This is a genomic window from Mycobacterium sp. 852002-53434_SCH5985345, from assembly GCF_001667155.1.
Classification (GTDB): Bacteria; Actinomycetota; Actinomycetes; order Mycobacteriales; family Mycobacteriaceae; genus Mycobacterium.
On the sequence record NZ_LZIE01000079.1, the window covers coordinates 1 to 14722 of the forward strand.

Sequence of the window (14722 nt, forward strand, 5' to 3'; positions counted from 1 at the left end):
GCCGCGGGCCCCGCCCCCCCCCCCCCCCCCCCCCCCCCCCCCCCCCCCCCGCCCCCCCCCCCCCCCCCCCCCCCGCGCCCCCCCCCCCCCCCCCCCCCCCCGGGGCCCGCCACTCGGTATCCGGGTGTTACTTCAGATCGAACCGGTCGTTGTTCATGACCTTGACCCAGGCCGCGACGAAGTCCTCCACGAACTTCCCCTGGCTGTCGTCCTGGGCATAGACCTCGGCCAACCCGCGCAGCACCGAGTTCGATCCGAACACAAGGTCATTCGCGGTCGCGGTCCACTTGGTCGCGCCCGAGGCCCGGTCGCGGCCCTCATAGACGTTCTCCGCGGTCTCCGACGGCTTCCACTCGGTACCCATGTCGAGCAGATTGACGAAGAAGTCGTTGGTCAACGCGCCGGGCCGGTCGGTGAACACCCCGTGCTTGGTGCCGCCGTGATTGGCGCCGAGCGCACGCAGGCCGCCGACGAGCACCGTCGTCTCCGGGGCGGTCACACCGAGTAGGTATGCCCGCTCCATCAGCAGGTGCTCCAGGGGAGCCTTCTCGCCGGGCCGGATGTAGTTGCGGAAGCCGTCGGCCCGCGGTTCGAGCACCGCGAACGACTCCACATCCGTGTTCTCCTGGGAGGCGTCGGTGCGCCCCGGCGCGAAGTGCACCGAGATCTCGTAGCCGGCGTCCTTCGCCGCCTTCTCGACCGCCGCGGAGCCCGCCAGCACGATCAGGTCGGCCAGCGAGATCTTCTTGCCGCCCGATGCCGCGTCGTTGAAGTCCCGCTGGATTTTCTCCAGCACGGGCAACACCTTGTCGAGTTCGGAGGGCTCGTTGCACTCCCAGTTCCGTTGCGGCTCCAGGCGCAACCGCGCCCCGTTGGCGCCACCGCGCTTGTCGGTGTTGCGGTAGCTCCCGGCCGCCGACCAAGCGGTCTTCACCAGCTGGGGAACCGACAGGCCCGCCCCGAGGACCTTGCTCTTCAGCTCCGCGACGTCCTTTTCGTCCACCAGCTCGTGGTCGACGGCCGGTACCGGGTCCTGCCAGAGCTGCGGCTCGGGAATCCACGGCCCGAGGTAGCGGCTGATCGGTCCCATGTCGCGATGCAGCAGCTTGTACCAGGCCTTGGCGAAGGCCTCGGTCAACTCCTCGGGGTGGTCCAGCCAGCGCCTGGTGATGTCCCGATAAATCGGGGACTCGCGCATCGAGATGTCGGTGACCAGCATCGTCGGCGCCCGACCCGGCCCGCCGAACGGATCGGGAATGGTTCCGGCACCGGCGCCGTCCTTGGCGACGAACTGCCAAGCATCGCCGGGGCTCTTGGTGAGCTCCCACTCGTAGCCGTACAGCGTCTCCAGGAAAGTGTTGTCCCACTGAGTCGGGGTCGGCGTCCAGACCACCTCCAGGCCGCTGGTGATGGCGTCCTTCCCAACGCCGGTGCCATACGAGCTCTTCCAGCCCAGCCCCTGCTGTTCGATCGGAGCGGCCTCGGGCTCGGGTCCGACCAGATCGCCACTGCCGGCGCCGTGGGTCTTGCCGAAGCTGTGCCCGCCGACGATGAGTGCGGCGGTCTCCTCGTCGTTCATCGCCATGCGGCCGAACGTCTCGCGGATGTCGATCGCTGCGGCGATGGGATCCGGCTTGCCTTCGGGCCCTTCCGGATTGACGTAGATCAGACCCATCGTCGTGGCCCCGTAGGGCTGGGCGAGGTCGCGCTCGCCGGAGTACCGCTTGTCGGTGCCCAGCCAGGTGTCCTCCTCGCCCCAGAGGGTCTCCTCGGGCTCGAAGACGTCTTCGCGGCCGAACGCGAACCCAAAGGTCTTGAATCCCATCGATTCCAGGGCGCAGTTACCGGCGAAGATGATCAGGTCCGCCCAGGAGATCTTGTTGCCGTACTTCTTCTTGACCGGCCACAGCAGCCGGCGGGCTTTGTCCAGGCTCACGTTGTCCGGCCAGCTGTTGAGCGGGGCGAACCGCTGCATACCCTGGCCGCCGCCGCCTCTGCCGTCGAAGATGCGGTAGGTGCCGGCCGCGTGCCAGCTCATCCGGATGAACAGGCCGCCGTAGTGGCCGTAGTCGGCAGGCCACCAGTCCTGGGAGGTGGTCATCACCGAGATCACGTCGGCCTTGAGCGCGTTGACGTCGAGTTTGGCGAACTCGGCGGCGTAGTCGAAGTCGTCGCCCAGCGGGTTGGACCGGGGGTTGTGCGGCTGCAGCATCGACGGGTCGACCTGGTCGGGCCACCAGTCCCGGTTCGTCAGGGGTGCGTTCGATTTCGGCTTGGGGGAGGCGATTGCGGGGTTTTCGCTTTCGCTGGTGCTAGCCGTCTTGCTGTCGTCATGGGGCGGCCGACCTTCGGAGATATCGGATGGCACAGCATTCCTTTCTTAGGGGTGATTGGGCTGCGGTCTAGGAACCTGCAGTCGAACAGTCGGGGCACACGCCCCAGTAGATGACCTCGGCCTCGTCCAAGACGAAGCCATCCAGAATGTCGTTGTCGTCAGATGGTGTGAGGCAGGGCGCCTCACCCACCGCACAGTCGATGTCGGCGATGACGCCGCAGGCCCGGCACACGACATGGTGGTGGTTGTCGCCGACTCGCGACTCATAGCGGGCGACCGACCCCGAGGGCTGGATCCGGCGGACCAAACCCACCGTGCTCAGCGCGTTGAGAACGTCGTACACGGCCTGGCGGGAGACGTCTGGCAGGCCTACGCGCACCGCCGAGAAGATGGTCTCGGTGTCGGAGTGCGGGTGGGCGTCGACTGCCTCCAGCACGGCGACCCTGGGGCGGGTCACCCGGAGATCGGCCATCCGCAGTCGTTCCGCGTAATCGGCCGTCGATGACACCGCACCAATATGACGCACTTATCTGGAACGAGTCAAGAGTTTACTGTGAAGTGGGGCACAACTGCCGGTGACGAATGAGCCACATCACGCTGATCTCAGGTTGGCTTCAGCGCGCTGCCTTTGCGCCAGTCGTCCCAGCTGATCGTCCAGTCGCCGTTCTGCGCCAATGTCAACGGCGGGCCGCCGCTGTTGCGGACCTCTACCACATCACCGGGCACGGAGAAGTCGTAGAACCATTTCGCGTTGTCCGCGTTCAGGTTCAAGCATCCGTGCGAGGTGTCCTGATGCCCCTGCGCCCACACCGTGGCGTCGAGCTCGTGCAGATAGATGCCGTCGGTGCTGATCTTGGTGGCGTAGTTGATCGTTTCGCGGTAGCCCAGGCGGGAGTTCTTGGGCAGCCCGAACGTCGAGGAGTCCATGACCACCGGGTTGCCCTTGTCGAGCACGGTGTAGACGCCGGACGGGGTCCACAACGAAATCTTTCTGCCGCCGACGTCTTCGGTGCCCCCCATCCCCATCGAGGTGGGCATGGTGCGGACCAGGGCGCCGTTGTTGAAGACGCTGACCTGATGGGTCGCGTCGTCGGCGATGGAAACGTGCGCATCGCCGATCCGGAACGACACCTTGGTGTCGTCCTGCCCGAACAGTCCGCCGCCCAAGGCGACTCCGTAGATCTTGGCTTCGGCGGTGACGGAAGTGCCCGGCGCGTAGTAATGCTCGGGGCGCCAGTGGGCGGTTTGGTCGTCGACCCAGAACCACGACCCCTCCACCTTGGGATCGGTGGTCACCGCCAGATGCCGCTCGGCTTCGGCGCGGTCGGCAATCTGCTCGTCGAAGTGTGCCACGACCACCATCCCGACGCCGTAGGTCCCGCCGTCTTTCAGGGCGGCCTCCGACGTGGTGGTGAACGAGACCTTGGTCTGGTTGGACGGCTTCAGCGTCGAAAAGGACGAAACTTGCGTCGACGCAACGCCATTGGGGCCCCGGCTGGTGACCGTCAGGGTGTAGGTGCGGCCATAGCCCAGCGGGACGGTGGGCTTCCATACGGTGTTATCCGGCGTCATGACGCCCTGCACCGACTTGCCGCTCTCGTTGACCATGCGGACGTCGGTCAGCGTTCCCGCGTCGGCCTTGACCATCACGTGTGCGAGCGGATCGACGTCGTGCGCATCGGGCCCCGGCGTGACCGTGACTTGCGCCGGCCCGGAGGTTTTCGACGAGGCGCTGCGGTGACCGCAGCCACCGCTGAAGCAGTCCAGCGACGCCGCGACGACGACGGCGCCCACCACCGCGACCACCACCAGCGCGGCGATCAGCAATCGGCGGGCCTTGCGATCCGCGAGGATCCGGCGGACGGACCGGTCACTGGTCTTGGACATCATTGAGCTGTCGGATCCTTGCGTTCTGTTGGGTGCCGGGTCGAATCGCTGCCCAGCAGGACGAGGTTGTCCATCAGGTGCCACGGACGTGCGGTTTTTAAACCGGCCGGCGCCGGGGCGGGGATCATGGCGTCATGGCCGACGACGAACTGGACAGTCTGTATGCGGCGCCGCCGAAGGATTTCACGGCGCAGCGCACCAAGTTAGCCGCAGCGGCCAAGCGCCGGGGGGACGACGCCGGCGCCAAGCGGATTTCCGCGGCCAACAAACCGACCACCGCGGCGTGGATCGTCAACCGGCTCGCGCTGCGCGATGCCGACACCAAACGGCGCCTGACCGACTTGGGCGACCGGCTGCGCGCCGCGCACGCCGCGATGGACGGCGCGCGTATCCGGGACTTGTCCGCCGAGCAGCACCGGCTCGTCGGTGAGCTCACCCGAGCCGCACTGCGGGCCGCCGACGTCAGCAACCCATCCGCGGCGGTGCGCGACGACATCGTCAGCACGCTGCAAGCGGCCATCGCCGACCCCGAGGTGAGGGAGCGCCTCGGCCGGCTGGCCCGGCCCGAGCAGTGGTCGGGTTTCGGCGAATTCGGCGCCGCGGCGCCCGTGACGGCTGAGCGGGCCGGGAAGGCGAACCAGCGGTCCGCGCCGTCGCGGGCACAGCCGGCGAAGCAGCCCGCGCACGACGCGGCCGCGCGGCGCCGACTCGAGAAACTGACTGCGGCCGTGACAGCCGCCGAGCGCGAGCAGGCCGGCGCCGAGGCCAGGCTCTCGGAGCGCCGGGCGGAGCGCGCTGCGGCCCGGCACCGCCGTGATGACGCGCTCGCGGCTCTGCGAACCGCCGAGCGCGAACTCGAACACGCCGAAGCGCACTACGAGCGGGCCGAGCAAGCCAGCCGCGCCGCGGGGGAATCAGTCAAGGAGGCGAAAGCGCAGTTGAAGCGGGGCTGACAGCATCCGTCGGGCCGCGGCGGTGTTTCCCTGAGTCCAGCCGGGGTATTAAGCCCCCCGTGACGTCTTTATGGTTGGCCGATCGGGCCGAACAGCCTTGGGCCGCAAGCAAGCTTGACGAGGGTTCCCGGTCGGCCGATGTCATCGTGGTGGGCGCCGGCATCACCGGGCTGATGACCGCGGTTCTGCTGGCCCGCGCCGGCAAGGACGTACTGGTGCTCGAAGCGCGCACGGTGGGAGCCTGCGCGACCGGGAACACCACCGCGAAGATCAGCCTGCTGCAGAGCACCCACCTGTCGAAGATCCTGCCCAGGCATGGCAGGGAATTGGCCCGCGCCTACGTCGACGGGAATCGCGAAGGCCAGGACTGGGTGCTCGAATACTGCGAGTCGCACGGTATACCGGTGCAGCGCGAGGACGCCTACACCTATGCCCAATCCCCCAAAGGGGTGCCGTCCGCGCGCCTGGAGCTCAAAGCGTGCCAGGCAGTGAGGCTGCCCGCCGTCTGGGACGACGACGCCGGCGTGCCGTTCCCGTATCACGGCGGGGTGCGGCTTCCCGACCAGGCGCAGTTCGACCCCATGCCGTTCCTGGACGCGCTGGCCACCGAGCTGCTCAACCGCGGCGGGCGGCTGGTCGAGCACACGCGGGTCCGGCGGGTGTCGAGCCGCGGCGAACGCGTGCGCGTACACGTCAACGACGCCGCCCAGCGCGACGTCGAGCTCCTAGCCGGGCAACTGATTCTCGCCACCGGCATCCCGATCCTGGATCGCGGCGGATATTTCGCGCGCGTCAAGCCGAGCCGGTCCTACTGCATGGCCTTCAAGGTCCCCGGCAACATCACGCGGCCGATGATGATCTCGACCGACTCGCCGACCCGCTCGGTACGCTACGCGCCCGTCGCGGACGGCGAACGGCTGATCGTTGGCGGGGCCGGCCACACCGTGGGACGCAAGAAGAGCCCGTCGAAGGCGCTCGAGGAACTGGCGTCGTGGGCCCGCAAGCACTATCCGGGCGCCGAGCAGACGCACTTCTGGTCGGCGCAGGATTACACGCCCATCGACCAGCTGCCCTACGTCGGGCCCATCCTGCCCAGGAGCGAAACCATTTTCGTGGCAACGGGATTCAACAAGTGGGGAATGACGAACGGCGCCGCCGCGGCGCTGGCGCTGTCCAGCCGCATCCTGGGTGGACGGATGGACTGGGCCAACGCGTTCGCCAGCTGGAGCCCGCACGAGTTGTCCGGCCTGCCGACCGCCATGCAGGCCAACCTGGAGGTGGGCTTCGACCTGGCCAAGGGCTGGGTCACCCCGCTGCTGCGCACCGGTCGGCGCAGCCCCGGGACCGACGAGGGCGGTGTGGTCAGCGGGCCGCCGTGGCACCTGGAAGCACGCTGCCGCGTCAACGGCACCGAGCATCGAGTGTCGCCGGTGTGCCCCCACCTCGGGGGAATCGTGAACTGGAACGACGCCGACCAGGCGTGGGAATGCCCGCTGCACGGGTCGCGCTTCGCCCCGGACGGCACCCTCCTCGAGGGGCCGGCCACCCGCGATCTGACCGCCTAGATCCCGCGCCGAGCGTGCACTCGACGCGGAAAATCGGCCGAACTCTCGCTGTCAACGCACGTTCGGCACGAAGGGCTCACTCCGTCTTCCGGTAGACCAGCCAGCGCAACTCGACCGGCGAATGCTCACGGTCGACGTCGAACACGTCGAGGCCGTTGGCCCACCCCTCGAACCAGCCCGTTGGCGGCCAGGCGTCCTGGGGCAGGTGAGCCTTCTCGTATTCGTAGGCGGAATCGTCGGCAACCAGCTCGAGGGACAGCCCCGCGGCCGCGGTCGCCATCTGATCGCGCGTGTAGATCATCGTGTTGCACTGCTGACCGAGTTGCAGCGCAGCGTCGTCGGGGACGTAGCCTTCGCGGGGCAAGAACGCGTTGAACAACAAACGCCCGCCGGGAGCCAGGCATTCGGCGGCGAGCTCGAACACGCCGCGCAACTCGCGGGTCGTTCGGAAGTCGGGGACCACCTCGGAGAGCACCATCAGCTGGTATTCCTCGTGCACGCTTTCCATCGCGGTGAAGACATCGCTCTGAATCACGTGCACACCCAGCGATTCGCTCTCCGCCTCCGAGCGCATGACGTCGGCGAGCTTGGCCGCCATCTCCACCGCGTCCACCGGGTGGCCGCGGCGGGCCAGGGCCAGGGCGTTGCGCCCGGTTCCCGCTCCGACATCCAGCACGCGGTAGGTCGTCGGGTCGGCCGCTTCGGCGGCCAGCGCCAACACCCGCGCGTCGGGCTCGGTGCCGAACAGCGGCGCCGGGCGCACGGCCACCCATTCGTCGTAGTCCGCCTCGAGCGTCCGCCACTCGGCCTTGACGCGGATGTTGACGCTCGTCCCGAAGTACGCGTTGAACGAGATGAGGATGTCCGAGCGGGGAGAGGCCTTGAAGCCCTTCGCCAGCTCGGTCTCGAGCGAGATCCGCAGCTGCGCGGACTGTTCGGGCGTGTGCCAGACACCCAGCGTGGCGCAGAGGTTGCCGCACAACTGTACGTATTCGTCGATCAGGCTCGGGACGGCCGGCACCCTGATGTGCCCCTCGGCCGACGTCCGGCGATACCACCGCCTAACCATCGCTTCGTAGAGCATCGGCGGGTCGAAAGGGCCAGGAGGCGGATCTTGCACCAGAACCTTCTACACGACCCGGCCGCTTTGCACCACTGATCGGACCAATGCGTCGATCAGTCCGAGCGGGCGGCGTCTTCCAGGAGGTCGGCGGCCTTGGCGACGCTCTCGGCGGGCTTGCTCATCTGTGCGGCGACCTCGCGGGCGCGGGCGGCGCATTCCGGAGTCAGGATGGAACGCAGGTCCGCGACCAACGAGTCCAAGGTGCTGTCCAAAAAGCGCCGTCCCGCACCGAGTTTCAGACGGTCGACGGCCTCCGCCCACATCGGCTGATCCCATACCGTCCAGAGGATGAGCGTGGGAACTCCTGCGCGCAGGCCCGCCGCGGTGGTGCCCGAGCCACCATGGTGGACCACAGCGCGGCAGGCGGGGAAGACGGCCGCGTAATTCAGCGCATCCACCACCTTGACATGGTCGAACCGTGGAACGCCGCCGAAGTCGTTCGCGCCGGCGCAGATCAACGCCCGCTCACCCAACCGCGCGCAGGCGGCGCTGATGACGGCGACGGTCTCGGCGGGAGAGTCGATCGGTGTGCTGCCGAACCCGAAGTAGATCGGCGGCGTGCCGGCCGCAATCCAGGACAAGACGTCATCGTCGGCATCCGTCGGCAACTCCAAGGTCAGCGACCCGACAAAGGGACGTCGACCGCCCGGCTCCACCCATTCGGCGGCCGGCCCGGGCAAGCAGATCTCGTCGTAAGTCTGGAGTTCGAGCGATCCGTCTTCGTGCCCCGCCGATGCGGCCACCTCGGGCAGGCCAAGCGCACGGCGTTGGGCGGCTCCGGCCTCCCTGGTGATGCCCGAATACAACTCGCTCGACGGCATGATCCGCGCCGGGAAGACGTGCAGCGCGGCGAGCGGAATCCCGTGATATTCGGCGACATTGGCCGCGAGCGCCTGGTCGTTCATGTGCGCCAGGAGCAGGTCGGCCTCCTTGGCCAGCGATGTCAGCGTCGCGCTCTTCTCCGCCCAGATCCGGCTAACACGCTCGGTGGCTTGAGAAAGCGCGCCGAGCCCGTTTTGAAAGCGGCCAAGAAATTCCGAGGCCGCATTCATCGAGCGTTGCGTATCCGGCCCGTAGGCGACCGCGGGCAGCCCCGCCGACTCGACGAAGCCGACCTTGTCCGGCGGGACTGCCAGGCGCACGTCGTGACCCCGGCGCGACAACTCCCGGCCGAGGGCGGCGCAGGGCTCGATGTCGCCCCGCCCCCCGTAGCTTGCCAGTACGAATTTCATCCACTCCGACCTAACTCGCGGTGACGGTATCGATCCAAGCAGACCTGCCAGGTCGGGACCGCCGGGCGGGACCCCGCCGGCACCGCGCGATTCAGGCATGGCGCGTCCGGTGCGGTTGACGGGTTTCGCCGTGATGCGGAGGTAACTTATCGGTGCTCTGGGACATCCCTATGTCGTTGAATCCCTGGTCACCGCCGATGCTCGAGCGCCTGCCGCGAAAGCTCCGCGGCCAGGGGGCAGGGCTCGGTTGTCGGTCGTCGCGGTACCTGTACTACTTAAAGGATCGAGATTTGTTTGCTGTCCGTTGGGCAATCCCACTACGGCCAGCAACGAGCCGTTAACACTGTGGCCACCGTTGAACCGTCCGAGGAGACGACTCATGGATTTCGCAGCACTACCTCCGGAGATCAACTCCGGGCGGATGTATACCGGGCCAGGGGCGGCGCCGATGCTGGCCGCCGCGATGGCCTGGGACGCGCTGGCCGTCGCGTTGCATTCAGCGGCGGACTCGTATCAGGCGGAGGTGACGGCGTTGACGGGCGGGCCCTGGCTGGGGCCATCGGCGGCGGCGATGTCGGCCGCGGCCGCCGAGTACGTCGCGTGGACACGGACCGCCGCCGCGCAGGCCGAACAGACCGCCGGCCAGGCCAAAGCCGCGGCCGCAGCCTACGAGGCGGCGTTCGCGGAGTCCGTACCGCCGCCCGTCATCGCGGCCAACCGCAGCCTCCTGATGTCCCTGATCGCGACGAACATCCTGGGGCAGAACACGCCGGCGATCGCGACCACCGAGGCGCAGTACTCGGAGATGTGGGCCCAGGATGCCGGGGCCATGTACGGCTACGCGGCGTCGTCGGCGGCGGCGGCACGGCTGACACCGTTCGCCTCGCCGCAAGAGAGCAGTGATTCGGGCGGGTCGGTACGGCAAGCGGCCGCCCTGAACCAGGCCGCCACCACCTCGGCCGGCAAGGTGCAAAGCGCCCTCTCGCCGACCCAGCAGGCCTTCAACGCGACGCCCGACGCGCTGCTCAACCTCGCAAGCCCCCTCGACCTTGGCTTCGGCGGACGCGACCTGCTGGGCCTGGCCGCCGACCTGAGCGCGGTGTTCGTCGACCCAGAAGTCGGGACGGCGGGGCTCGCCGCCGCCGTCGTTGCGCTGCCCTACGACGTTTCCGGCGCCCTGACCGGTTTCCACACCGATGACATTGTCAGCGGTTGGGCGGGCATCCAGGCCTGGCCCGGGTCGGCGCCCGTGCCCCCCACGCCCTTCCCGGTGATCACCAACCTGGCGGGCGGGTCGGCCGCGACGGCGAGCCTGGGCCAGGCGAACACGGTCGGCGGTTTGTCGGTTCCGCCTGGCTGGGCGGCGGCCGCCCCTGCGGTACGCCCCGCCGCCCTGGCCTTGCCCGCCACCACGGTCGGCGCCGCCGCGCAGGCCTCGTCCAGCGGCTCCGGAAGCCTGTTCGGGGAAATGGCCGCGGCGAGCATGGCCGGGCGCGCCATGGCCGGTACGGCAGGCGCGGGCGTTGCCGGCCGCGCGGAACGGCTCAGGGCCGCAACGCAAAAGGCGACGCAGGATGGCACCGCGGCGCCGCAGGTTCCGGCGGGTGGCCCGATCACCAGCATCGCCGCCGAGCTGCGCGAGCTGGCATCCCTGCGCGACGCGGGAATCATCACTGAGGACGAATTCAACGAGCAAAAGCAACGCCTGCTCCCACACTGACTCCCAGAAAATGGAGATAGCTGATCGCATTCCGTTCACTGGCGCTCTCAGAAAGGCGTCCAATATCGACAGATGTCGCAGGCAATTGTTTCGTATGATTTTTGTATGTTGGGGCGACATTTCGCGATTGATATCGACCGAAACCTTTGAATTGCTGAGTACGTAGCGGCGCGGCATTAGTCGCCTATAAGGGCGAGCGGAAGTGTTACCGTTTGCACGCTGCCAAGCTTTTTTGATCGAACTTCGCGAGCGCCCATGTTCACTTCCACGACGGCGTCCATGCCCCGGGCCGCACTGGTGGCCGCATGCGTCGGCGTCGTCGGTGTTTGCCTGGTTTCATCGTGCCGCCCGGCGCCGCCGTCGGCGCCGCAGGCGAACGCGTCGTCGGCAATCGTCAGCAGCGCCCCCAGCAACCCCACGCCGACGCAGGCGGCCGGCGCGCATCCGCCGATCGAAGACGGCATCTACGGCGATCCCGTCGCGGCCGCAAAGTATTGGCAGCCACAGTCCCTGGAGGACAACTGCGGGCTGATCTCGGTGGCCGACGTGGTCGGCGAGATCACCGGCCACGCACCTACGGAACAGCAGATGATCAAGCTGGCGGAGTCGACGCCCTCACAAACCAATCCGGGGCCCATCTACGCACCGCGCGACGACCCGAGCCACGCCAACGGCGACGGCGGCATCGAAATGGCCGATGCGGTAGTGCTACTCGACCACTACGGCATCAAATCGGAGGTGACTTACGCGGCCCATCCGGAACAGACCGGTATGCCTGCATTGGAGCGGTACCTCGCCGGTAATCGCAAAGTGATCGCCTGGGTCAACTCCGCCGTCATCTGGAACACCAGCGATCAGCGGACCAAGGCCGATCACTTCCTGGTCGTCACCGGTATCGATACCAATAGGGAGATCGTCCACCTCAACGACCCCGGCGCCGATCACCCCGACGAACAGGTCACCATCCCGACCTTCGTGACCGGCTGGCAAACCGGACAGGAATCGATTGTGGTCACCGCGAGTCCTGGCTGAGTGCCGGCTTTCCCGGGCAGACGGGCCGGCCCTGCGGGTGCGATCAATACTCACATCGACCTCGCGGAAATGGATCCCCGCCGCCGATTACCACAGACCGCAGCAATTTTCCTAGTTTTAATATTCGCGGCATCGCTCACTCATATACTGGCCCCACCTCGACACCGACAAGAAAAGAAGGGCACGAAATGCTTGCACCGCGTTGGCTGGCCAAACTGACAATTCCCGTCATGGTTGGCGCTGCCCTCACCGCAACCACCGCGATTGCCTCGGCCGACAGCACGGACGACGCGTACATCGCAAAACTGCACAACCTGGGATTCAGCTGGCCGTCGGGGAGTGACTCCGACATGATCGCAATGGGACACGCGGTCTGCGCCGACCGGATGGCGGGAAAAACTCCCGATGCGATCGCCGCCGATTTGCACTCCAGCATGAGCTCGAAGGGCTTCTCGTTCGCGGATATGACCGGCTGGGTCAGTGCGGCGGAGTCGACCTACTGCCCGGGCTGACCGCTCCCTGACCCACCATCGGTTTTCGCGCCCCTCCCGCATACGCTTTGCGGGATAGTTGGTGCGGTCTCGCCGAGTGGGGATGAGCAGTGGAGGAATCGACGGCCTTTTCAGATTTCGCCGCGGTGGACATGCAGGTGCACAGCCTGCTCCGCTACCCGGTGAAGTCGATGCTCGGGGAAGCCGTGCCCAGCATGTTCGTCGACGAGCACGGCGCCGAAAGCGACCGGCGGCTGGCGTTGCTCGACGCCACGACCGGGCATGTAGCCAGTGCCAAGAACGCCCGGTTGTGGCGAGGTCTGCTGAAGTGCACCGCGAATGCAGACGCCGGTCGGGTGAGCATCGGGCTGCCCGACGGCACCAGTGTGACGGCCGACGACCCGGGCATCGACGATCTGCTTTCGCGGCTGATGGGGCGACCGGTTCGATTGATCGCCCAGCGCCCAGAGGGTGCCACGCTGGTTCGCCCGGACCCGGAGAAGTTGCTCGAGCTGGGCTTGGACGCCGAGGTCAGCGGCCGCATTCTCGAGATCGCAAAGGCGACCCCGGGCGACGCGTTCACCGACGAGGCGCCACTGCACGCGATCACCACCGCCACGCTCGAGCACATCGGCGTCGAGGCGCTACGGTACCGGCCCAACCTGGTGATCACGACGCCGCCGGGCTACCCGCCCTACGGCGAAAACGATTGGGTCGGCGGGGAAATCGCCGTCGGCGACGCGCGTCTGCGGGTGCTGACCGCCACATCACGGTGCGTCGTGCCGACGCTCGAACACGGCCCACTGCCGCGGGCTCCGCAGGCGCTCCGCACCCCCGCAGCCGAGAACCGTTGGGACACAGGCGGTCACGGTGCTCAGCCGTGCGCGGGCGCTTATCTCGCGGTGGTGACAGAAGGCGTCATTCGCGTGGGTGACCGCGTCACCCTCGGTCGGTGAGGGCTCAATCGGCGATCGCCGCGAAATCCACCCAGAGATGGCGCGGCCCGCGGAACACCTGATTGTGCCGGTAGGGCGGCGGGTCGACCACCAACTCCGGAGAATCGACGCGCCGTAGGAACGTCTCGAGGGCCAGGTTGACCTCCAGGCGGGCCAACGGCCCACCCATGCAGGTGTGGATGCCGCTGCCCCAACCGAAGTGCTCGTTGTCGTCGCGGAGCGGGTCGAAGCGATCGGGACTCTCGAACCGGCGCGGGTCCCGGTTGGCCGCCGCGTAAACGAGGTGCACCGCCGACCCCGCCGGGATCACGGTTCCGCCGACCTCGATGTCAGCGGTGGCGCTGCGGCTGGGGAAGAACTGCACCGCTGACTGCAGCCGCTGCACTTCCTCGATAGTGCGCGGGATCAACTCGGGTCGGTCGCGCATCAGATCCCATGAGCCGGGGTTGCGCAGCAGTGTCATCACGCAGTTGGTGATGGTGTTGACGGTGGAGTCGTGGCCCGCGACCAGCAAGAGCATGGCGTTGGACGTGGCCTGCTTGATCGACATGGGCCCGTCGGGTCCGTCGTCATGCAGCAGCTTGGACAGCAGCCCGTCGCCGGGGGCCTTCGCGTACCCGTCCACGAGGCCACCGAGGTAGTCAAGCAACGCCGCGGTGCTTGCGCGGCCCTTCTCGGCCAGGGCGCGCCCCTCGTCGGTATCACCCTCGGGCCCCAGGTCCGTGCCCATCATGAAGTCGAAGATCCATGCGTGGAACATCTGCTCGTGTTCGACTGGCACGCCCAGGATCTTGCAGATGACCGCCACGGGGATCGGGTACGCGAAGTCCTCCACGACGTCCAGGCGGGTGCCGCCGCGGGCCCTGACCCTGTCAAGCAGGTCACCGGCCAGTCGCACGACGAACGGCTCCATGCTCGGGATTAGGTCGGGGGAGTGCGGCGGGCCGAAGTGGCGCATCACCTGGCGGCGGGCGCGGTCGTGGTCGGGCGGGTCGGTGACGATGATGCTGGCCTCGCGCCCGTAGGCCTGCATGTGCTCGCCGCCGGGTTCGGGCTCGCTTTTGCCGCCGCCGAGGCCTGCTGGGCTTCGGCTGATGTCGGAGCTGATCCGCGGGTCGTGGGCCAGCGCAAGCAACTCCGGATAGCCGGTGACGACGTAGGTGTTGTCGGCGACCTTGGCCACCGGCGTCCTGCGCAGCTCCTCGAAATACGGGTAGGGGTTCGGGCGGTTCCCGAACTTCATCGCTTCGGCCCAAGCGGTTGCGGCGTCCATCGTCGTCTCCTACCGTCAGCGGACCCGGGGCCGGAATTCGGCGCCACGTGAGGTCGGGTCGTGTCCGGTCAGCACCACGTCGGGCATGGCGGTCGGTTCGCGGGGATCGGGGAACCGGGCCGGCATCGGCTCGAAGATGACCGGACGGGCGTAAA

The 14722-nt window shown here is 67.8% G+C and carries 12 protein-coding genes; 6 read left to right on the plus strand and 6 right to left on the minus strand.

Annotation, left to right across the window (positions count from 1 at the left end; translation table 11 throughout):
* Window positions 1-127: 127 nt before the first annotated feature.
* From katG to A5756_RS20465, 3 genes are all read right to left on the minus strand, one after another.
* Window positions 128-2368: a catalase/peroxidase HPI gene (katG, locus tag A5756_RS20455; RefSeq protein ID WP_066956709.1), complete on the minus strand. Its 2241-nt coding sequence runs from the start codon at window positions 2366-2368 to the stop codon at window positions 128-130.
* A 34-nt stretch (window positions 2369-2402) separates the two neighbouring features.
* Window positions 2403-2843 carry a Fur family transcriptional regulator gene (locus tag A5756_RS20460; RefSeq protein WP_066956712.1) on the minus strand — a complete coding sequence of 147 codons (441 nt, stop codon included), beginning with the start codon at window positions 2841-2843 and terminating at the stop codon, window positions 2403-2405.
* Window positions 2844-2938: 95 nt separating this feature from the next.
* On the minus strand, window positions 2939-4225 hold the full coding sequence (locus tag A5756_RS20465; RefSeq protein ID WP_066956714.1) for an Ig-like domain-containing protein: 1287 nt from the start codon (window positions 4223-4225) through the stop codon (window positions 2939-2941).
* 131 nt (window positions 4226-4356) lie between these two features.
* Here A5756_RS20465 and A5756_RS20470 point away from each other — a divergent pair, with 131 nt between their 5' ends.
* A complete protein-coding gene (locus A5756_RS20470) occupies window positions 4357-5175 on the plus strand; it encodes a hypothetical protein (RefSeq protein ID WP_066956717.1) in 819 nt (272 codons plus the stop codon).
* Window positions 5176-5234: 59 nt separating this feature from the next.
* Window positions 5235-6740, plus strand: coding sequence for an FAD-dependent oxidoreductase (locus A5756_RS20475; protein WP_066956720.1), 1506 nt, complete (start codon window positions 5235-5237; stop codon window positions 6738-6740).
* A gap of 76 nt (window positions 6741-6816) precedes the next feature.
* Here the strand turns inward: A5756_RS20475 and A5756_RS20480 are convergent, their stop codons facing one another.
* Together A5756_RS20480 and A5756_RS20485 are read right to left on the minus strand one after the other, a co-directional pair.
* Window positions 6817-7860 (minus strand): bifunctional 2-polyprenyl-6-hydroxyphenol methylase/3-demethylubiquinol 3-O-methyltransferase UbiG, encoded by a 1044-nt coding sequence (locus A5756_RS20480; RefSeq protein WP_066956723.1) that lies wholly within the window; start codon window positions 7858-7860, stop codon window positions 6817-6819.
* A 56-nt stretch (window positions 7861-7916) separates the two neighbouring features.
* Window positions 7917-9095 (minus strand): glycosyltransferase, encoded by a 1179-nt coding sequence (locus tag A5756_RS20485; RefSeq protein WP_066956725.1) that lies wholly within the window; start codon window positions 9093-9095, stop codon window positions 7917-7919.
* Between the two features lie 379 nt (window positions 9096-9474).
* Between A5756_RS20485 and A5756_RS20490 the strand changes: the two genes are divergently transcribed.
* From A5756_RS20490 to A5756_RS20505, 4 genes are all read left to right on the plus strand, one after another.
* Window positions 9475-10815 (plus strand): PPE domain-containing protein, encoded by a 1341-nt coding sequence (locus A5756_RS20490; protein ID WP_066956729.1) that lies wholly within the window; start codon window positions 9475-9477, stop codon window positions 10813-10815.
* 255 nt (window positions 10816-11070) lie between these two features.
* Complete coding sequence (locus A5756_RS20495; RefSeq protein WP_066956733.1) at window positions 11071-11847, plus strand: C39 family peptidase; 777 nt, start codon at window positions 11071-11073, stop codon at window positions 11845-11847.
* 230 nt (window positions 11848-12077) lie between these two features.
* Complete coding sequence (locus A5756_RS20500; RefSeq protein WP_231989091.1) at window positions 12078-12359, plus strand: DUF732 domain-containing protein; 282 nt, start codon at window positions 12078-12080, stop codon at window positions 12357-12359.
* 131 nt (window positions 12360-12490) lie between these two features.
* Entirely contained in the window at window positions 12491-13294 is an 804-nt protein-coding gene (locus A5756_RS20505) for an MOSC domain-containing protein (RefSeq protein WP_156659728.1), read from the plus strand.
* A gap of 4 nt (window positions 13295-13298) precedes the next feature.
* Here A5756_RS20505 and A5756_RS20510 read toward each other — a convergent pair whose 3' ends face one another.
* Window positions 13299-14567 (minus strand): cytochrome P450, encoded by a 1269-nt coding sequence (locus tag A5756_RS20510; RefSeq protein ID WP_066956740.1) that lies wholly within the window; start codon window positions 14565-14567, stop codon window positions 13299-13301.
* Between the last annotated feature and the right edge of the window lie 155 nt (window positions 14568-14722).